Source organism: Brevibacillus schisleri, assembly GCF_055685845.1.
Map to the genome: position 1 here is coordinate 1084959 of NZ_JBVNDM010000001.1, position 19736 is coordinate 1104694.

Sequence of the window (19736 nt, forward strand, 5' to 3'; positions counted from 1 at the left end):
CCGGAAGATCAGTCAGGTGTCTTTGTTCTATCGTATAGGTTTAGTAGGTGGGCAAGACCAGTTTAGCTGTTGTCCCTTTATCCGGCTCCGATGCAAAGCGGAGCTCTGCTCCATGACTATCAGCAATTTGCTTGCAAAGCGTCAAGCCCAATCCCGCACCGCCGCCGTTTCGAGTGCGGGAGGGATCTACCCAATAAAACGCCTTTTCGTATACTACCTATACGTTAAAAAATTCTTTCGCAGTCTTGGTAGTACCGCTGGCTACTTCCTCAGGGCTTAATCCCATACACCCCGCGACCGCGTGCAAAATATGTCTCAAATACATGGGCTCATTCCGACCATCCACAGGCTTTTCTTGCAAATCACGAGGAGTTAAAAATGGCGCGTCTGTTTCAATCATCAAACGATTCAACGGAATCTTTTTGACAAGCTCCCGAAGATGTTTCCCACGTCTTTCATCACAAATCCATCCCGTAATCCCGATATGGAAGTCCATCTCTAAATAGGCTTCCAATTCCTTGGAGGTTCCGGTAAAGCAGTGTACAACCGCACGATTGATAGTTTGACGATGCTCTTTGAGAATCGAGACAAAATCGAGATGAGCATCGCGTTCATGCAAAAACAACGGCAGTTGAAGTTCTGTGGCTAGGGAGATTTGTTCGATGAACCACTTTCTTTGAACATCACGGGGGGAGAAGTCACGGTTATAATCCAGCCCGCACTCTCCAATCGCTACCACATGGGGAAGCGATGCCAGTTCTCTTAACTTCTTGATCGTCGATTCATCACAGCTTTTTGCATCGTGAGGATGAATACCTGCCGTAGTGTACAGCTTTCCTTTGGAGCGACTCGCATATCGGGAGGCATCCATACTGTTTCTCAAGCTTGTCCCTGTCAAAATTAATGGGTATATTCCTTGTTTCTCTGCTCTGGCAACGACTTCATCGCGGTCTTGTTGAAAGGAGCGGTGCATCAGGTTTACGCCTATATCGATGATCTGTGTGTCCAAGAGAATTCATCCTTCCTAGTAAGAGATTATGAGCGTGTACCGAATTTTACTAAAATGCCTATTTTTGGTTGTTTTTCATTATATCTGATGGAGCTGTTAGGTTCTATAGACGAAAAAATCCTCCCTGCGGTGACAGAGAGGACTCGTTTCTTTCTATATCTTATGAAGGAATGGCATCCAATGCTCTCCTTACTTTTCTTGCGAAAGCCAGAGGTCTATCGACTGCTTCCATATTTACATAAATCAAGCGGGGACGATCGAATAACCATTCATTACGGATGGACGAGACTCTTATGCCTTGCTTTCGGATGGCTGTAATGAACGGATTGACTTCTTTCTGCAAGAACGCAGCTCTCCCTAAACAGAGTGCTTTGCCCGTTTTTGGATTCAAGGATTCGAACGAAAAAGAAGACGTCACACGAAATCTTTTCCCCAAAATGGTCGCTTTTATTTGATTACGATTGATGGTCGCGACGCATTTTCCGCCGGCAAAGCCGGATTGCCCCCTGATAATTCTGGAGAACTGCTCACAAAGCGAGGCTTTTTTGGGCATTCCTTGTTTCCTCCCTGTTTTTGTTTATCGTATGAAGACAGGTACAGGACGGAAACGGATGATGGCCTATTCTGCTGAGGTGGAAACGAGTAAGGACAGAGCGTCAGAAGACAGCTCCGTCCTTTTGCAATCATCCAAAAATCTGCTTATAAATCAGATCAGCATTCTCTTTCTTTACAAACTTTCGAACCTTGCCTTCTTTATCAATAAATGCCCAACGATAGCCCCATTGTGCATCTTCCTCTGGCGTTGGTTTGTACGCAAACACTCCTTTGTTTGAGCCTTTCCAATCAGAGTCGGGTCCATATTGATTGTATTGCATCAATGCATGCTCTTTATAAACGTACTTTCTAAGAGTCTGTTCTTTATCCAAAAAGGCCCATCGGTAACCCCATTGCGCTTCTTCCTCTGGTGTTGGTGTGTAAGCAAATACTCCTGCTGGATAAAGATTTAAATGACTTGTAGATTCACTTATCTTTGCTTCTACTGCTGTAGGTACTGTATAGCTTACGACTCCTGTTGCTACCATCGTAGCTAGGAACATAGCGCTCAGGGATTTTTTGTTAATCATAGGAATCCTCCTCTGTTAGTGAATGTAAAATATTAGTTATATATATAATGTAATGGAAATGGAGGGGAATTTAAACAGATAAATTTATATTTTCTAGTAAATCAGATATTTATTAAATCTACTGGAAGGTGGTTCATAGCAAAGACAAGCAGTTGGCCGATAATTTCAGTCAACTCCTTTTAATGATTCAATCATATTGATGTTGGTTACTTTTCTTTGAAGTAGCAAGTTGGACAGAATTGTAAGCAAGTAGGCAAGAAAGACAGAAACCAACAGGATAGGAATCGTTAATTGATCCGGGATTTGTTGATGGGTACTAGACAGTGCTTTGACAATCACGGAATAAACGTAACTGCTTATCGGTAAAGCTACAAGGATCGCAAATGTAGTGAGTATCAGGTTTTCAAAAAAGATAAGTCGGTTTATTTTATGTTTTTGATAGCCTAATACCTTAAGGGTTGCAAGCTCGCGATTCCTTTCATAAATATTGATGGAAGAGATCGAGTATATCGCGCCAAAAGAGAGGATGACGGCGCAAACAATAAACATAATAAATACGAAATTGTTTTGTTTCAAAATATATTCCGCGGTTTTCTTTAGATCATCTCTATCTGCAAGGGTTTCTACATGAGGGTCTTGTTCAAAGAAGTTACGAACACTTATAAGATCTGCAGTGTGTTTGGCAAAATAAAAGTACACACTTTGGCAACCGAAAAGTGCAGACCATTTCCGAACATGAAAAAAGCCTTGCCAGCTAACTAAACAACCCCCTACTCTTCTATTTGCGGAACAGATAGGAGAGGGATGAAAGGAATGCTGGCAATGGCTCAACAATACTATATCAAATACTTGCGGGACGTAAAAGATCAATCGATCTCCCAGATAGCAGAACAAACTGGTGTTAACTGGAGAACAGCAAAGAAATATGCAGATTGTTCGGACTGGAACAAAGAAGAGTGTCCTCTTCGAGGAAAATTCCCTATTATGGAAGCTTATCGTGAGCAAGTGGATACTTGGCTTATGGAAGATCAAACCCGCCCCAAAAAGCAGAGGCACACGGCAAAACGTATCTATGATCGCCTTGTTTCCGAATTTGGCTTTGCAGGATCAGATCGTACCGTACGGTACTATGTTGCCAAGCGGAAGTTAGAACTGCAAATCGAAAAATCGGAACCTTATATTCGTTTAAAACATCCAGGTGGAGAAGCTCAGGCGGACTTTGGAACATTTCAAGCAATTATTGGCGGTGAACTGGTAGAGCGGAAAATGTTGATCCTCTCCTACCCTTACAGCAACGCGGCATTTGTTTTTGTTACTCCGAAGGAGAACACCGAGTGTTTCTTGGAAGGGTTACGGCGGTTATTTGAGATGAGCGGCGGAGTGCCTAATCGAATCTGGTTTGACAATCTTTCAGCGGCAGTTGTATCTGTAGGAACCGATGGAAAGAGAAAGCTTACAGACGAATTTCAACGATTTGCTCTTCACTATCGCTTCCAGCCTGTATTTTGTAATCCAGCTCAGGGAAACGAAAAAGGACATGTTGAGAATAAAGTTGGTTATGCACGAAGAAATTGGTGTGTTCCATTACCTGTAGCCAATGATTTGGAACAACTACAGTATGTTATCAATCAGCAAGCCTTTGAGGATTTGAAAAGACTCCATTATGCGAAGGGAGTCTTACAGCAAGAGCTTTGGGAGCGAGAGAAAATCAAGCTTTTGGAACTTCCTCTCGTACCTTACGAGGCTTTCCGTTTAGAATCCGTAAAAGCCAATGGATACGGTGAAGTTCTCGTTGATCAAAAAACGTTAAAGGTTCCATCTATCCGTTCTCACGAACGAGTATGGCTGAAGTATTGGTGGAACAAAGTAGACGTACTAAATGACAGCTATGAAGTCCTCATTTCACTACCAAGGGGATATATAGACGAGCCGATCCCAATTGATCTGCAAACGCTGTTGGAGCCACTTTATAATAGGCCGAAGGCTCTCGATTACAGTTCTGTCCTTGCTTTGCTTCCCAGCCAAACAAAAGCTTTTCTTCAATCTGTGGAAGGAAAAAGTCGCAAAGCAAGAATCGGCTGGATCATTCGAATGCTAAGAACATACCAAATTGAGGAGATCGAAAGATGCCTTACGCAAGAAAAGCAGGATGATGTGAGTCGATTGGAGCATGTTCTGTACCGTTTACGTCATCCAGAGATAATCCCAACACCTATGAAAGACAATCGAACACCGTCTGTTTTCGTTGGGTATCAGCCAGATCTTTCGAGATATGATCAACTTCAACGGACGGAGGTACGAAAATGAGAGAAGAATTACGTCAACTATGCAAGCAGATGAGATTAGCACATGTCATGAATATCTATGATCAAGTACCGTTTGAACACCCAACTCAGTTTCTTCATGCGGTTCTATCAGCGGAACGAAGTTCCCGTGAGCAGGGAAAAATCCGACGATTGTTACAGAAAGCAAGATTTACGCAAATAAAGACTTTTGAAGGGTACTCTTTCGAGTCGGTTTCGCTACCTGAGAGTGTAACGATTGAGGAATTGAAGAGAGGCTCGTTTGTAGAACGAAAGGAAAATGTTATTTTGCTGGGTGCCGTAGGCACAGGAAAGACGCATCTGGCCACGGCAATTGGTGTAGAGGCGTGTAAACAGGGGAAAAATGTGAGGTTTTATCGGGTTGCAGAGTTGGTTTCCATTTTGCAAACCAAGTTTCATGCTGGCAATCTACCGAGATTTCAGAAGGAATTAATGGATGCTGATTTACTAATCTTAGATGAGTTAGGATTTGTTCCGTTTCACAAGGATGGTGCTGACCTACTTTTCCATCTAATCTCAGAATGTTATGAGCGAATCAGTGTCATTGTTACCTCGAATTTGGAATTCAGCCAATGGAATACGGTTTTCGGAGATAACCGTTTAACCGCTGCCTTGATTGACCGTCTTGTGCATCATGCTCACATCGTAGCTTTCACAGGAGAGAGTTATCGCCTTCGGCATGCTCTTTCCCACCGTTAATAATAAAAATTTAGCCTGGCAAGGCTATGCACAAAATGGCTGCCGAACTCTGCACTTTTTACTTGCCAAATACACTGCAGAGCTATTTGCTTCAACGAAAAGCGAGGTTGGGCTGTAGTCTATGCCAAAGCCCATTAAATAGTCTGGTGTGATATAAAACGAAGGATTCGAATACTGCGTAGATATATGTAAAACCTTCATATCTACAGATTTGTTTTGAAGCTCTGGGGCTTTGAATGTGATAGGGATCGTATCTCCTGCTGAAATTTGATATTTGTCGGCATAGGATTTCGGTACCAGCACACCATTATTTCCCAAGGTGATCCGATTATTATTATCGTCAAAGAAATGAATGAGAGTGTTTTCTTTTTCAGTAACAATAAGAGTGGCATTATCTTTTTCATTACCTTTTATGAATTCAACAGGAAAGGTGGATAAAGAATAACCATTTTTTATCCCGGAGGGGAGTTTTACCGTATCACCAGATGTTCCCAGCATATAATCTACTCGTAAATCATACGTATAAACCTCTTCCATTTGACTCGCTACTTTTTGCAGGGCAGATTGAGTACCAAAAGCAGTGATCAATAAGACGGTGCTTACAACAACACCAATGGAGCTCGCTATCGCTTTTTGTTTATTGAGGAAAATGTTTCTTAAGATGAGTTTGTAGCTATAGGAAATATGACTCCAAATACCTGGAATTCTTTCTATCAATAGTGTTTTCATCTTCTTTGGCGGTTTGGGACGCATAGCCTGAGCCGCACATTCTTTTAATATGCTTCTACCACTTAAGTAACACGCAAGGATTCCAAAAGCACTGGAGAAAATAATGGGAGGAATGAAAGTGTAAAAAGAAAGGGAGTATGTAATGCCAGGCAGAGAGTAGGCTCTTGCACTCGATGCCGTTACGAATGGAACAAATACGAGTGCGGCAATCGCACAACCAATGATTGAGCCAATGATGCTAGCCAGCACTGGGTATCCCATGTAATGAAGCATGATGCTTCTGTTTTTGACACCTAAAGCCTTCATAATCCCTACTTGGTTTCTTTGAGAATCAATCATTCTCGACATGGTAAGAAACAGGATAATGGCGACAATCAAAAAGAGAACGGACGGGATAACCATACTCATCAATTTATTGTTTTGGATCGTCTCATTAATTTTCGAATAGCTGAAAGTCCGTTCTTTCCTTACTTGATTTACATAAGGAAGGTGCTTGGAGTGTGTTTGAATGGATTGACCTAATTTATCTATATCGTAACCTTCTGTAGCATCGATCATGATCTCATTATAAGAAAGGCCACCTAAGATTTCAGAGAGGGTCTCTTCGGCTATATAAGCGACTCCGTAGGTTTTATGGTCTTGTATTTCGTTCTTTTTGGCATGTTCGACATTCTCACCCAGACCGCTAATGGTAAATGTAAAATTTCTTTCATTCGCACGAATGCTGATTTCATCACCGACTTGAAAAAGATGTTCTTTTGCATAACGCGAATCTACTACTATCTCATTCTTTTTGGACGGGATTTTGCCCTCAATCAGAGTAATGGTGTTAATCTCGTTTTTGACAGGGATGGAATGAATCTTCAATGTAGCTTTTTCGCCTTTAAAGGCTTGCGTGGCATCAAAGGTATAACGTGCTTCTATTTTTTTAATGCCTTCTATTTCCCTTAAAACAGCGACATCATTTTGGGAGATTTGATTGTAAAATACATACAGGTCGCTTATGTTATGTTCTTGAAAATAACCTTCTGTATAAGTACTAAGATTATTGCTATAAGTTACGAGCCCTCCATAGAAAAAGGCTCCTACTGCGATAACCAAAACAAAGGCGATAAATTGCCCGATCGATTGTTTGATATCCCTTCCTAATTTTAAAAATAATTTCATGATCACCACTCAATCCCTTCCACACTTTGCTTTTCCTGATTAATGGTAACGCTTTCAATCATCCCGCTTTTTACCTTAATAACCTTGTCAGCCATTGGAGCAATCGCGGAATTATGTGTGACCAATACGACGCATTTTTTCGTTTCTTTGTTCAAATCCTGGAGAAGCTTTAAGACGGACTTACCTGTTACATAATCCAATGCTCCGGTTGGTTCATCACAAAGTAAGAGCAAAGGATTTTTGGCAACAGCTCTCGCGATTGCAACTCTTTGTTGTTCGCCACCAGAGAGCTGAGAAGGGAAGTTCTTCATGCGATTTTGTAATCCAACTTTATGTAAAATCTCTTTCGCATCCAGATGGTTTTTGCATACCTCTGTGGCAAATTCAACATTTTCGAGAGCGTTTAAATTCGGAATTAAGTTATAAAATTGAAAGACAAAGCCAACTTTCTCACCGCGGAATTGCGTTAATTTTTTTTCGTTGAATGTGGTGATTTCTTGGTCGCCAACAAATACTTGACCTGAGGTAGCCGTATCCATTCCGCCTAGCAAATTCAAAATCGTACTTTTACCAGCGCCACTTGCACCCAAAATAACGACAAATTCTCCCTCCGCTATGGAAAAATCAACACCATTAAGCGCCTTGATTGGCACTTCTCCGATTTTGTATTCTTTCGTTACTCTTTTGAATTCGATTAACGTCTTCACGGACTACATCTCCTCGTATCTTAATTTCCGAAGCTTACCTACCATAATATACCAAGGAGAAGTGGTTACATCCCGCAGTCGATGTATTTTGACCTCAGTCTCCAGAAGGAGTTTGTTCGCGCTGTTAACACCTCACATGTTTCCGTTTGAAGCCAAGCTGACCTTTATTTACTGCCTTTTGAATTTGATCCAAAGCGTTTAGGAACTTGCTTTTTGCTTTATCTTTTTGGACTTCTACCGGACCTACTTCTTTCGCGATTTCGACCGCCTTATCATGGAGTGGCAAATAGGAGGTTCCCACGGTGTAAATAAATTGATTCATAGCGTATTTCGTGCGTTCGGGAGCATCGTGAATCGTTTTTTTCACAGTTTCAAGCATATGGGTAAGTTTGTTTTCGGAAAATTCATGATCGGGGCGATTACCCAAAAGCCAGCAGTAACAGCTCCAGCCCGCAGACATTCTGAGCTCTTCGCCGCTTGCGATCCATTGATCGGCAACTTCTTGGGCAATATCTGCTTCCGATAAGGTTACGGCAACCACATAATCGGACAGCATATAAAAATAAGCGGAATCCATCCACCGATCAAAATCCGCCTTGGTCATTGCTTTTGGGTCTGCGATCACACCAGCAAAGTACATGGCGTCGTAGTTCCCGGTAGCGTAAAGCTGCTCAGCCAAGGGTTGATTGATCTTGATTTTTCTCGCCATGGGCTTCATAGCGCCTGTAGCTACGCCAAAAAGTGGTTCGTGAGCGCCATTGGATAGATAAATTTTCTTGGTTCGTTCCTTGCCGAGAGCTTCAAGCTCTTGCATGACCATCCCTACATCCATCGTATATCCCTTCTTCCGTTGTTTTCTCTAAAAGTATCATGAAAATGATTGACGATATTATTAGTGATTATTATAATAACTACCATAAAACGTAGAGGTTATTATCATAACCACGAAAGACTAAAGGTAAGCATGAAAGGTGGTGGCTTTCTTTGGATGAAATCTATAAAGAGCTTCAGAAATTGGGATTTTCACAATATGAGTGCAAAGCATATATCGGGCTTTTAAAGCAGTCTCCTATAACTGGATATGAAATTAGTAAAAGATCGGGTGTACCGCGTTCCATGATTTATGAGGTATTGGGGAAATTGCTAGATAAAGGAGCAGTTTATACGGTACCGTCTGAACCTCTGACCTACTCTCCTTTGCCAGCAAAAGAATTAATCACGCGATTACGTAATTCCTTCGAGCAATCATTTGATTATCTTGAAAAAAATCTATCTGCATTAGAAAGTGAACAGCAAGTAGACGTAGTTCGACGCATTAGTACCGATGAATTGGTTATCACAGAAATGGTTGATATGATAAACAAAGCCCGAGAAGAACTTTGGTTATCGATTTGGCAACCACAGATTTCTTTTATTAAACAGGACGTAGATAAGCGGGTAAAAGAAGGTGTTCCTGTATTTTCTATGTTGTTTGGAGCACCCGATACGGAGTTAGGGGCAACCACTCATCATGATTACATGTCTCCGAAAGTAGCAGAGGAACGTATGAGTGGTCGTTTAACTATTGTCTCCCGGGACAATGAAGAAGTATTAATAGCAAATTTCGCTCCCAATACTGCTGCATGGGCTATAAAAACACAAGACCCAGCACTTGTATTAGTAGCAGTGGAGTACATCAGGCACGACATTATGTTTGCGCAATTAGTTAAGGAAGTTGGCCCCGAGAAAGCCGAAGCTGTCTGGATTAACCATCCTGACCTGTTCCACGTGGTTACAGGAAAACGGTTCAAGTAATTTGAACCGTATTTTCTTTCATTTTTTCATAGTAGTTATCACAATAACTCCCTGAATGTAAATAAGACGAAGGAGGGATAAAATGGGTCTGGCAAATGATCAAATCGAAACGGTGGCAGATTCAAGAGATAAGGATACTTTTCGCCAAGGTGTAAAGGATTGTATCCCTACGTTGCTGGGTTATTTAAGTATTGGATTTGCTGCTGGTGTTATCGAAAAAACAGCGGGTCTGAGTATAGCGGAAATAGCCCTGATGAGTTTAATTCTTTATGCTGGCTCCGCCCAATTTATCGCTGCCGGAATGATGGTAGCAAGCAGTTCGATTACTACCATTATTATTACCATTTTCTTTGTTAATCTTCGGCATCTTTTACTTAGTGCAGCCCTGGCACCATATTTTCGGCATCTTTCTCCGCTTAGAAACATGCTGGTAGGGTCTCTACTTACCGATGAGTCGTTTGGTGTTGCGATCAACGAAGCTGCAAAAAAGAATTACATTAGTGAAAAATGGATGCACGGTCTAAATATAACGGCTTATTTAAACTGGTGCGCAGCCAATATAGCCGGAGCATTCTTGGGACAATGGATTTCGAATCCTGAAACATTAGGTTTGGATTTTGCTTTGACAGCGATGTTTATTGGACTTTTGGTACTTTCGATGTTAAGTCGAAAAAAAATTGTACGTGATGTGGTTGTTGCGATCATCGCAGTTGTTATTGTTGTGGGAGCCAGTTCAGTGTTGTCTGGCAGTATGGGAGTTATTGTTGCTACAATTTTTGCTTCAACGATAGGGATGGTGTTGGAAAAATGGAAGTAAGATGGGATGTTTTTTTGATCATTGTAGGAACAGCTATTGTTACTTTCATCCCTAGAGTCCTTCCTCTTATGGTACTGAGTCGTTTTCAATTGCCAGAGTGGGCAACACGATGGTTAAGCTATGTCCCCATATCTGTTATGGCTGCTCTAGTAGCGCAAGAGATATTTAAAAACGGTGAAAATATTTCTTTTTCTTTGAATCATGTTGAACTTTTAGCAGCCATACCAACCTTTTTCATTGCGATAAAAACACGTAGCTTACTGGTAACTGTTCTCGCAGGCATTATTGTCGTGATGGTATTACGTTTTTTGTTTCCGGCTTGATCGCTTCAATTTGTTCATTGTGTGAATGTCAATCAAAATGTTGACCACCGTGCTCATCAAAAAATTGACCACCATGGCAAAAATTATTCCACCCGACGGGTGGGTAACTTTTTCATGATCACGATTGCTTCAGACTTTGCTTAAATCGGTAACTATCACCGTTCATTGCAAAAATGTGAGCTCGGTGTGTAAGTCGATCCACTAAAGCGGCCGTCATTTGTTCATCTTTGAACACTTGAGTCCAGTTAGCGAAGTCCAAATTGCTAGTAAGGATCATGCTTCCTTTTTCATAACGAGCAGCACAAAATTGAAATAGTAGCTCAGCACCTGTTTTACTTAAAGGAACAAAGCCTACCTCATCAAGAATGGCTAGATCGACTTTTAACCATTGTTTCTCCAATTGAAGCAAGCGCCTCTCTGATTGCGCCTCCATCAGCTCATTACACAGTTTGGCTGCTGTCCAGAATTGAACAGTGTAACCGTGACGGCAAGCCTCCATCCCAAGGGAAATCGATAAATGTGTTTTCCCGGTGCCTGAATTTCCGATAAAGATTACATTCTCAGCCTTCTCGATGTACTCGCAACGAGAAAGCTGGAGAACCTTCGGTTTATTTAGAGCTGGCATGACTGAAAAATCATATTGGTCTATGGTTTTAATTGTAGGGAACTTTGCTTGTTTGGTGCGGGATGCAATTTGATTCGCATCTCGTTGCAAAACCTCTTGCTCCAAAAGAGCCAAGAGAAAATCTTCATAAGGGATTTGACGCTCCATGGCATCATGAGCCATTTCCTTATAGGATTTCTTGATTGCGGGCAACCGTAGACGTTTTGCATAGGCTTCAAGTAAAAATGATGTACTCAATGAACCACACTCCTTTTTCGCAACAAGTCATTGTACTGAGTAAGATTAGGGGACTTTACTCGGATAACAGGGACATGGCTGTCAGTCTCAAAAGCAAGAGACGGAACCCGATGCTCTGGTATTGTTCGTTGGAGAAGAAGTTGCCTTACGGCATCGTACTGGAAAATCCCTTTTTGGGCTGATTCGCGCAATGTATTCTCCACTAAGGTGGGCTCGAACTCCCGATGCAATAAGAGAATACGAATAAAGTCTTTCATTCCTCCAGACCGATGTTTGCACCGATCTAGAAACTGGTGATAAACATCAGGGAATTTGGCCTTCTGCAAGGGCCGAGCGTAAAGAACAGATCCAGGACGGATCAACATGAGATCGAGGTAATGGTCATAATCGAAAATCTCTTTTCCTTTTTCAAAACAGCGTTTATGGGTAGCGATTAGCTCTCCATTATGATAGATCGCAAGATCATCAGCGTAAACTCGGCATACTAACTCCTTTGATGCATATGAAACAGGTACAGAGTACGCGTTTTGCTCAAAGGTAATCAAGGAGAGCGAATTGCTCTTGACGGTTACCATTCGACAGCAATCTAAAGGCTGAGGCGGAAGTGGCAACATACGCTCCTTATCTTCAATAAAAGCATCCGCCACTGTAATGGTTGATCGCGGAACCTTAGTCTTTTCATAAGACACGCATTTTTCCAATAGCCAACGATTTAGTTCATCTAAAGAGGATACGGAGGGCATTGGCGTAAAAAACTGCTGTTTGACCATTTTCACAAGGTTCTCGACCTGTCCTTTTTGATTCCCTTTTGCGGGCTCGCAAAAGTAACTTTCGAACAAATAGTGTGCTCGTAATTGGGTAAACCGTTCCTGTTCTTCTCGATTTTTCCCCTCCAGAATTTTTTTCACAGCTGTCTTTAAATTGTCGTAGACAATGGTTTGAGGTACGGCTCCAAGAAACTCGAAAGCATTTACATGACCTTGTAAAAGTGCTTCCTGCTTTTGATGAAAGAATGTTTGGATAAATATTTTCCGGCTATACGTGCAGCGCAAACAGAATACCTGGACGGTAACTTGCTTTCCAAACAGTAGGATATCCACCTCTCCCCAGTCGAATTGAGCAAACTTCCCTGGTGGGAATTCAAGAGGAACGTACGCTTTTGGCGGAGAAACTCGTAATTGTCTAACATAGCCACGAACGGTTGATTCGCCGCCTATGAAGCCATATTCTTCTACGAGTCTTTGATAGATGCGTTTGGCAGTATGTCGCTGCTTTGGAGGAGCATGTTCATCTTGACGCAGCCATTCCAAGATGATTGGTTTAACGGATTCAATGACTGGTTTCGGCTTCGGTTTAGAAAGCTTGTATACAGGAATTTCTGTTGTTGTTAAGGCTTTACGTATGACTTGCCGAGAATATCCTGTCTCTCTGGAAATTTGACGAATCGGTTTGCCTAGCACGAAGTGCTGTTTCCTGATAAACTCATAATTAGCCATCTGAAGCATTTCCTTTCCTCCTATATCTTGTTAGTCTCAGCAACTTCAAGATATAGGAAAGAGGTGCTCAGGTGGTCAATTTTTTTTTGAGCGTTATACTGCAAAGTGGTCAATAATTAGATTAGCATTCACACATTGTTCATGTGATTCCGTTTTCTTTCCTGACCATAACTGTCAGTGAAGTTGTTTTACAATTCATTTGTACAAAACATTACAAGGAGGGAATCACTTTGAAGGAAGTGTTGATTTTTATTACGGATGGTTTTGCTGATTGGGAGGCAAGTTACGTCAGTTCAGAGCTGAACAAGCCAGGAACAGGATATCGTGTAAAGACAATCGCCATCGATCAGGAACCTAAAGTTTCGATGGGTGGGTTAACGGTCCTTCCCGATTATAGCGTAAGCGAATTCAATCCGAATGTGGATATCGCCATGTTAATCATCCCTGGCGGAACGGGATGGAGAGAAGAAAAGAATCAGCACGCAAAAGTAGTAGTTGATTATTGTGTGAGCAAGGATATTCCTGTCGCTGCCATCTGTGATGCTACGACTTTTTTGGGGAATCACGGATTTTTGGACAATCACAAACATACAGGTAATACGTTAGCTTATTTGAAGGAAGGGGCTCCGAACTACAGAGGAGATCAACATTATGTAGAGGGTCAGTCAATCCGGGACGAGAATCTCATCACTGCGAATGGAAGCGGTGCATTGGAGTTTTCAAGACATATTTTGGGGAGGTTGGCCGTATTAGAAGGCGATGAATTGAATCAATGGTACGAATTATTTAAAAAGGGCTACTTTCCCTCTTAACCGTTTGGTTTGATAGGAAAGCACGAGAGCATTCACGCTTGGGTGCTTTCCTTTTATATTCAGATACTCATGGTCTTCGGTTCATAATGTGCTAAGCCGTAATTCATAGAAATACTGCACAATTGGATGCTTTAACTTCATCTTCTCGGACATATTTAAAATCCTCTTTTTCCCAACCCTTCTGTCCACCAAGGCTAGAATATTCAATAAGATATCATTGCTCTCTATGCTTTCCTCTATAGAAATAGATAAAAATTGATTAGCCACAACGATAAAATTTGATTTACTTAATGATGACTGTGCTGACAAAAGCTCCTTAGCATATTCTGATATTTTTCTATTTCTTGCAATTACTTTTAGGCGATCCTCCGGAACGGTTCCCTTGGTATCTTTTCTGACTGCTTCCATTTCTTCATTGCTGATAGGAATTTGGATATCTGAATCATTCTTAATTTCCTGCTCCGTCTGATACCATTTAATTGAGCTAGTTATATCTTTCATATTAAGTATGTTCTTTTTATCTACGGCAATATAACAAATTCCGGCTTTATCAGGTAAATAACGGTAAGCGGTTGCACTGTATTCGACCCTTCCATCTAACGCAGGACAGAGAAAGCTCTCCAGTTGTTTCTTCAATTTGCTCCAGGACATGTATCCTCCTATGTTCACAAAGCCTTCTGCCAGTATTTACGGCAGTTACTCTTTTATTAACAATTATGCGTAACTTCTAGCTTATTATTGGCATAGATTGTTCCGTAAGTAGCACAAAGTAACATACCACGACAAACCTCGCTGCTCACTTGAAAGTTTATGTTGTCTTCATATGTGTCGATGCTATCAGCTCTAATTGTATCGACAAGCTTTTTGAAATGAAGGACCGGTAAATACTTCGCTATCATATCATAGCTTGATAAATTATCTTTATTTGTATAAGGATTATATGCTTGGATGTCTTTATCACTCGTGCCGTAAAACCCCTTGCTTTAGCTATGGGGATATAAGGCACTTTGCTCTGCATCCCCTGTAGGGGGTGCTAAGAGCAAACAAAAATAGTTCTTTTTTGTTAGATATTTCTCCTCTATCTAACGAAGTGGTATAATTAACCATGGGTGATGGTTTTGAATAGATCAGTGGAAAGTAACCACAATCTCGTATTTGACTGTAAATATCACGTTGTTTTCTGTCCGAAGTATCGTAAAAAGGTTTTGAAAGAGCCAGTAGACATTCGATTAAAAGAGTTGCTTCTTGAAAAGGTAGCGGAGTTACGTGCGGAAGTTGTTGAAATGGAAATCATGCCTGATCATGTTCATTTGCTCATCAAATGCGATCCGCAATTCGGAATCCACCGAGTGGTAAAACATTTGAAGGGCTATACCTCTAGAGTGTTGCGGATGGAATTTAGACATCTCAAAAGTAGACTTCCCTCGCTATGGACAAACTCCTACTTTGTAGCAACGGTTGGCACGGTGCAACTCGATGTGATTAAGAACTACATTGAGTCTCAAAAAGAAAGGAATGATTGAACTTGCATAGAGCCTACAAATTCCGTTTGTATCCAAACAAAGAACAAGCAACACTCATCAACAAGACAATTGGATGTACTCGCTTTGTATTCAATCACTTTCTTGCGAAACGAAAAGATGCTTACGAACAAGAAAACAAAACGTTGAATTACAACGACTGTTCTGCTTTGCTCACACAACTTAAAAAAGAAATCGAATGGTTGAAAGAAGTGGACTCCACTGCCCTGCAATCAACCTTAAAAGATTTGGATTCCTCCTACAAAAAGTTTTTCAAGGAGAAAAAAGGCTATCCCAAATTCAAGAGCAAGAAGAACCCAAAGCAATCCTATACATGCAAGATGAACATCAAAATAGAAGGGAATCGCATCAAACTTCCTAAGTTGGGATGGGTATCGTATGCTAAATCTAGAGAAGTTGAAGGGCGAATCCTATCAGCTACGATAAGATGCAATCCTTCAGGTAAATACTTTGTATCCGTATTGTGTGAAACGGAGTGTAAATTACTCCCACAAGTAGAACGAACAGTTGGGATTGACCTTGGAATCAAGGATTTCGCCATTCTCTCTACTGGTGAGAAGGTGGCAAATCCCAAATACTATCGCAAGTATGAAAAGCAACTGGCGAAGTGGCAACGGATTCAATCTCGTAGAAAAAAAGGCAGCAACAACCGGAACAAGGCGCGTACCAAAGTAGCTCGACTTCACGAAAAAATTGCAAATACCCGTAACGATTTCCTACATAAGCTGTCAACCAAGCTGATCAACGAAAGCCAAGTGATCTGTTTGGAGGACTTGCAAGTGGAAAATATGGTCAAAAATCACAAGTTAGCCAAATCCATTGCAGATGCTTCGTGGTCTATGTTTCGTACGATGTTGGAGTATAAGGCAGAATGGTATGGAAGAAAGGTCTCTATTGTTGGAAAACAATTTCCTTCAAGCCAGCTCTGCTCAACTCCAAACTGTGGATACCGCAACAAAGAAGTGAAAAGTCTCAACTTGCGCAGTTGGATATGCCCGCACTGTGGCGTGCAACATGATCGTGACCAAAACGCTGCGATCAATATCGAGCAAGAAGGACTTCGATTGTTGGCGTAGTCAACTAAACTGTGGGACACACAGGGATAGCTTGGTAAAATTCACTCCGTTAGGAGTGACTACCCAAGAATCCCCCGCCTTTAGGCATGGGGAGTGTCAATTGATTCTGTTGGGTATGCCATGATAAGAGAAGACTGGGAGAACAATACCAAAACAATAATAGAGGATACCTTTCCATACAAACTTAAAATATTGCAGAAGGTTCTTAATACTGCTATATAATCTTCGTTAATGGCATTTGCATTATTCAGAATGTGTGTTAAAACGACCTCAATGAGTTCCTTTTCCTTTACGCTGTGCTGACTGCAAGCATGTATTTCATGTTTTTAATAGTTGCTGCATACATAGCCTTTGCGATATTACAATTCCTGTCAAGATAAAGGAAAGGGTGTAACGAATGAAGGCGATATGATAAATCGTGTATTAGGGCGGCGTTCCCGTGGAAATTTTAGGGGATGAATGATACAATATGAGCCAGTAATTTTGCAACGGGAACGAAAAAACACGGTTCGGTTGGTAGTCCGAACGCATGGCCATAATTTTGTCCATGTCAGTAACCTTCCCCCCTCGGGATGTCCATCGTTACCCGTAATACTTTTGAGGGGGAATATTTATGAAGCTGACTGTCTACTATGATGGTCAATTTTGGGTAGGTGTTGTAGAGGAAAATGATTACGGTAAGTTAAAAGCGGGCAGATATTTATTTGGTTCTGAACCAAAGGATAATGAAATTCTGGAGTTCATCCAGAAAAATATTCATGAAGTCACGAACAAATTATCACAAGAGGTGGATATTCATACCTCTTGTGACCGAAGGGTTAATCCAAAACGTTTAGCCAGACAAGTGGCTCGCGAACTAAGCATGAAAGGAATCTCTTCTTATGCTCAAGAGGCTTTGAAATTGGAGCATGAGAAGAGAAAAAAAGAGAAAAAAGTATACACTCGTCAGCAAAGAGACGAAATGAAGGAACGAAAAAGAGAATTAAGACTTCAAAAAGCTAAAGCTAAGCATCGTGGTAAATAATTTGGATAGCTTTTTATTCAAGTACGTGGGCTATCATCATCTTTTTTTAGTGGTGATAGCCCCACTTCTTTTTGTTATGTAAAAAGCCCTGTTCATAAAGCTTGATAGAAAGGAGAATTTTGAAATGTAGGGGGAAACAACTCCTGTAATTGTCCTTGCCTTGTGCTTCTGTAGACTGTCTAAAAGGAGGGGTTCACCTCCTATGACTTAACTTCTGATGTAATGAAAAGATAATTTTAAGGAGGAAGAAAGTGGTGAATAATCAATGTAATTTAAAATGGGCTGATTTAAGCGATCCAGTTAAAACAATAATAGAACACATTGATATTAATTGTTGTGATGAAGATTTTCAAGTTGGAACTAAGCTAAATATACCGTATTTTAAGGGGAGATTCACTCAAGAAATGGCAGATGCAATTCTCGAATATCAATATTCAACTGAAAATTTAAACGAAAATTATTATTCTGCTGAACTGTAAGATGGTGTATTGATGATGAAGTTCGTTAAGAGTTCAGAGAGATAGCTCGTTATGTCCAATTTTATAACCAGGAGCGCCCTCATCAATCTCTAAATGAAGCAAAACCCGATCAATTTTACGCCCATACTATCGAAAAAATCGCATCCTAAACACTAGGACTACGAAAAGGAGGACATAACTTATTTCTCAAAAAATAATTATTTCCAAAACCTCCGAAAAGCGACAAAAAGAAACCTACTATTTCAAATGAGAAAGGCTAAACTCCCATTACATCAAGGGAATTTAGCCTTTTCTTTAACACCTATTTCAACGTCAAGAGCGTCACTGACTCCACATGCGCCGTATGCGGGAACATATCCACCGGCTGCACGCTCTTCAACTCATACCGCTGCATCAGCTTCCCAACATCCTTCGCCAGCGTAGAAGGATTACAAGACACATACACAATCTTCTTCGGCTGCACATCCAACAAGGAACGAATCAGCGCATCATCCAGGCCAGTCCGCGGCGGGTCGACTACGACGACATCTGGTCGAGTTCCTTGCTTGGCCCATTTCGGCATCAAGACCTCGGCACGCCCCACGTGAAAGCTGGCATTCGCCGCTTGGTTACGCTCTGCATTGCGATTGGCATCCTCGACAGCCTCAGGAATCAGCTCAATCCCGCGTACCTCGCGGGCATAAGGAGCGAGCCATAAACCAATCGTCCCTGTCCCGCAATACAAATCGAGCACGAGCTCTTTTCCGGTCAGTCCAGCCGCCGTTTTCACCTGATTGTACAGCTTTTGTGTCTGCTCGGGATTCAATTGGAAGAAGGCACGAGCCGACAAGTCGAAGGACAGCTCACCTAGCTTTTCAGCGATGGAAGCCTTGCCCCATAAGGATACGGTCTTGTCACCAAAAACGAGTGACGTTTTTTGGTTGTTTACGTTTTGCGCGATTCCTACCAGCTCAGGCAGTCTCGTGCGGAGCTCCAAAAGCAGCTCTTTCACCCGTGGAATTTCTGGTGTAGCCGTTACAAGTGTTAATTGCGTTTCACCCGTAGCAAAAGCAACACGAGCTACGATGGTACGGATGGCGCCCGTCCGTTTTTTCTCGTCGTAGATCGGAATCCCGAGCTCCTCGATGATTTGCTTCGCTGTTTGGACGATTTTCGTTGTCGCTTCATGCTGCACCTGACAGCCTTCCAAGTTGACGAGCTTGTGGCTGCCTGTTTGATACAGTCCAGCGATGAGCTTGCCTTTTTCCTTGCCCACCTGAAACTGTGCTTTATTTCGATACGACCATGGGTTATCCATACCAATCGTAGGGGCGACTGGTGGCTGATTCAGTCGAGCGTACTTGCGCAGTGACTCGATGACGATTTCCTGCTTGCTTGCGAGCTGTGCGGCATAATCCATGTGCTGCAAGCTGCATCCGCCACACTCCGCATAGACTGGACAGGGGGGCTGCGTGCGAGATGCTGATTTTTCAACGACACGTAAAAGACGCGCGGTCGCGTATTTTTCTCTTGCCTCGGTCACTTCCGCATGGACGACCTCGCCAGGGAGGGCACCCTCTACGAAAACGATTTTTCTTTTAAAATAGCCAATCCCTTCGCCATTAATGCCCAAGCTCTTGATCGTGAGCGTCATTTGCTGGCCGACACGGATGCTGGCGTCTTGTTCTTTTTTATGCGTTGTCATCTGTTCCGTTCTCCTCAAGCAATTCAGTATTTCCCTATTATAGAGCATTACGAGAGACGTTGCATGTAT

The 19736-nt window shown here is 41.8% G+C and carries 20 protein-coding genes and 4 pseudogenes; 11 read left to right on the forward strand and 13 right to left on the reverse strand.

The genetic code is table 11. The features are described 5' to 3' along the window. Positions 1-40 precede the first annotated feature (40 nt). The 5 genes and pseudogenes from ACUUHJ_RS05460 to ACUUHJ_RS05480 all read right to left on the reverse strand — a co-directional run. Positions 41-181, reverse strand: a pseudogene (locus tag ACUUHJ_RS05460) (ATP-binding protein); the annotation flags it as partial. A 36-nt stretch (positions 182-217) separates the two neighbouring features. Beyond that, positions 218-1009: a TatD family hydrolase gene (locus ACUUHJ_RS05465; RefSeq protein WP_472298426.1), complete on the reverse strand. Its 792-nt coding sequence runs from the start codon at positions 1007-1009 to the stop codon at positions 218-220. Positions 1010-1169: 160 nt separating this feature from the next. Beyond that, complete coding sequence (locus ACUUHJ_RS05470) at positions 1170-1562, reverse strand: DUF1259 domain-containing protein (protein WP_173605786.1); 393 nt, start codon at positions 1560-1562, stop codon at positions 1170-1172. Positions 1563-1692: 130 nt separating this feature from the next. Continuing rightward, the gene (locus tag ACUUHJ_RS05475; protein WP_472298427.1) at positions 1693-2133 is read right to left on the reverse strand and encodes a hypothetical protein; all 441 of its coding nucleotides are present in this window, start codon (positions 2131-2133) and stop codon (positions 1693-1695) included. Between the two features lie 165 nt (positions 2134-2298). Beyond that, positions 2299-2808: pseudogene (locus ACUUHJ_RS05480) on the reverse strand (ABC transporter permease); the annotation flags it as partial. A 129-nt stretch (positions 2809-2937) separates the two neighbouring features. Here ACUUHJ_RS05480 and istA (ACUUHJ_RS05485) point away from each other — a divergent pair. Together istA (ACUUHJ_RS05485) and istB (ACUUHJ_RS05490) are read left to right on the forward strand one after the other, a co-directional pair. After that, complete coding sequence (gene istA / locus ACUUHJ_RS05485; RefSeq protein WP_472298126.1) at positions 2938-4440, forward strand: IS21 family transposase; 1503 nt, start codon at positions 2938-2940, stop codon at positions 4438-4440. Beyond that, positions 4437-5156, forward strand: a complete 720-nt coding sequence (gene istB, locus ACUUHJ_RS05490) for an IS21-like element helper ATPase IstB (RefSeq protein ID WP_092272886.1) — start codon at positions 4437-4439, stop codon at positions 5154-5156. The genes istA (ACUUHJ_RS05485) and istB (ACUUHJ_RS05490) overlap by 4 nt, the downstream gene beginning before the upstream one ends. A 75-nt stretch (positions 5157-5231) precedes the next feature. Here istB (ACUUHJ_RS05490) and ACUUHJ_RS05495 read toward each other — a convergent pair. From ACUUHJ_RS05495 to ACUUHJ_RS05505, 3 genes and pseudogenes are all read right to left on the reverse strand, one after another. After that, positions 5232-7052, reverse strand: a pseudogene (locus ACUUHJ_RS05495) (ABC transporter permease); the annotation flags it as partial. 2 nt (positions 7053-7054) lie between these two features. Beyond that, entirely contained in the window at positions 7055-7759 is a 705-nt protein-coding gene (locus ACUUHJ_RS05500) for an ABC transporter ATP-binding protein (RefSeq protein ID WP_289676337.1), read from the reverse strand. Positions 7760-7883: 124 nt separating this feature from the next. After that, positions 7884-8591: a DNA alkylation repair protein gene (locus ACUUHJ_RS05505; protein ID WP_289676339.1), complete on the reverse strand. Its 708-nt coding sequence runs from the start codon at positions 8589-8591 to the stop codon at positions 7884-7886. Between the two features lie 152 nt (positions 8592-8743). On the opposite strand from ACUUHJ_RS05505, the gene ACUUHJ_RS05510 reads away from it, so the two are divergent. The 3 genes from ACUUHJ_RS05510 (at position 8744) to ACUUHJ_RS05520 (ending at position 10693) form a co-directional block, all read left to right on the forward strand. After that, positions 8744-9553 carry a TrmB family transcriptional regulator gene (locus ACUUHJ_RS05510; RefSeq protein WP_012684714.1) on the forward strand — a complete coding sequence of 270 codons (810 nt, stop codon included), beginning with the start codon at positions 8744-8746 and terminating at the stop codon, positions 9551-9553. Between the two features lie 82 nt (positions 9554-9635). Beyond that, positions 9636-10370: an AzlC family ABC transporter permease gene (locus ACUUHJ_RS05515; protein WP_289676340.1), complete on the forward strand. Its 735-nt coding sequence runs from the start codon at positions 9636-9638 to the stop codon at positions 10368-10370. Then, positions 10361-10693, forward strand: coding sequence for an AzlD domain-containing protein (locus tag ACUUHJ_RS05520; protein ID WP_289676341.1), 333 nt, complete (start codon positions 10361-10363; stop codon positions 10691-10693). Before ACUUHJ_RS05515 ends, ACUUHJ_RS05520 begins: the two co-directional genes overlap by 10 nt. 118 nt (positions 10694-10811) lie before the next feature. Here the strand turns inward: ACUUHJ_RS05520 and istB (ACUUHJ_RS05525) are convergent, their stop codons facing one another. Together istB (ACUUHJ_RS05525) and istA (ACUUHJ_RS05530) are read right to left on the reverse strand one after the other, a co-directional pair. Further along, complete coding sequence (gene istB / locus ACUUHJ_RS05525; protein ID WP_087349016.1) at positions 10812-11555, reverse strand: IS21-like element helper ATPase IstB; 744 nt, start codon at positions 11553-11555, stop codon at positions 10812-10814. Beyond that, positions 11552-13060, reverse strand: coding sequence for an IS21 family transposase (gene istA / locus ACUUHJ_RS05530; protein WP_472298428.1), 1509 nt, complete (start codon positions 13058-13060; stop codon positions 11552-11554). The genes istB (ACUUHJ_RS05525) and istA (ACUUHJ_RS05530) overlap by 4 nt, the downstream gene beginning before the upstream one ends. Before the next feature lie 221 nt (positions 13061-13281). Here istA (ACUUHJ_RS05530) and ACUUHJ_RS05535 point away from each other — a divergent pair, with 221 nt between their 5' ends. Further along, on the forward strand, positions 13282-13863 hold the full coding sequence (locus ACUUHJ_RS05535; protein WP_472298429.1) for a type 1 glutamine amidotransferase family protein: 582 nt from the start codon (positions 13282-13284) through the stop codon (positions 13861-13863). 81 nt (positions 13864-13944) lie between these two features. Here the strand turns inward: ACUUHJ_RS05535 and ACUUHJ_RS05540 are convergent, their stop codons facing one another. Together ACUUHJ_RS05540 and ACUUHJ_RS05545 are read right to left on the reverse strand one after the other, a co-directional pair. Continuing rightward, positions 13945-14514, reverse strand: coding sequence for an SF0329 family protein (locus tag ACUUHJ_RS05540; protein WP_472298430.1), 570 nt, complete (start codon positions 14512-14514; stop codon positions 13945-13947). A 56-nt stretch (positions 14515-14570) separates the two neighbouring features. After that, positions 14571-14819, reverse strand: a pseudogene (locus ACUUHJ_RS05545) (hypothetical protein); the annotation flags it as partial. Positions 14820-14975: 156 nt separating this feature from the next. Here ACUUHJ_RS05545 and tnpA point away from each other — a divergent pair. From tnpA to ACUUHJ_RS05570, 5 genes are all read left to right on the forward strand, one after another. After that, on the forward strand, positions 14976-15386 hold the full coding sequence (tnpA, locus tag ACUUHJ_RS05550) for an IS200/IS605 family transposase (RefSeq protein WP_472301147.1): 411 nt from the start codon (positions 14976-14978) through the stop codon (positions 15384-15386). A gap of 2 nt (positions 15387-15388) precedes the next feature. After that, positions 15389-16480, forward strand: a complete 1092-nt coding sequence (gene tnpB / locus ACUUHJ_RS05555) for an IS200/IS605 family element RNA-guided endonuclease TnpB (protein WP_472298431.1) — start codon at positions 15389-15391, stop codon at positions 16478-16480. Positions 16481-17093: 613 nt separating this feature from the next. After that, positions 17094-17504 (forward strand): YjdF family protein, encoded by a 411-nt coding sequence (locus tag ACUUHJ_RS05560; RefSeq protein ID WP_289676345.1) that lies wholly within the window; start codon positions 17094-17096, stop codon positions 17502-17504. A gap of 254 nt (positions 17505-17758) precedes the next feature. Then, positions 17759-17983 carry a hypothetical protein gene (locus tag ACUUHJ_RS05565; protein ID WP_472298432.1) on the forward strand — a complete coding sequence of 75 codons (225 nt, stop codon included), beginning with the start codon at positions 17759-17761 and terminating at the stop codon, positions 17981-17983. A gap of 41 nt (positions 17984-18024) precedes the next feature. After that, a complete protein-coding gene (locus ACUUHJ_RS05570) occupies positions 18025-18132 on the forward strand; it encodes a hypothetical protein (RefSeq protein WP_354142434.1) in 108 nt (35 codons plus the stop codon). Between the two features lie 152 nt (positions 18133-18284). Here ACUUHJ_RS05570 and rlmD read toward each other — a convergent pair whose 3' ends face one another. Then, positions 18285-19667 carry a 23S rRNA (uracil(1939)-C(5))-methyltransferase RlmD gene (rlmD, locus tag ACUUHJ_RS05575; RefSeq protein WP_472298433.1) on the reverse strand — a complete coding sequence of 461 codons (1383 nt, stop codon included), beginning with the start codon at positions 19665-19667 and terminating at the stop codon, positions 18285-18287. Positions 19668-19736 lie beyond the last annotated feature (69 nt).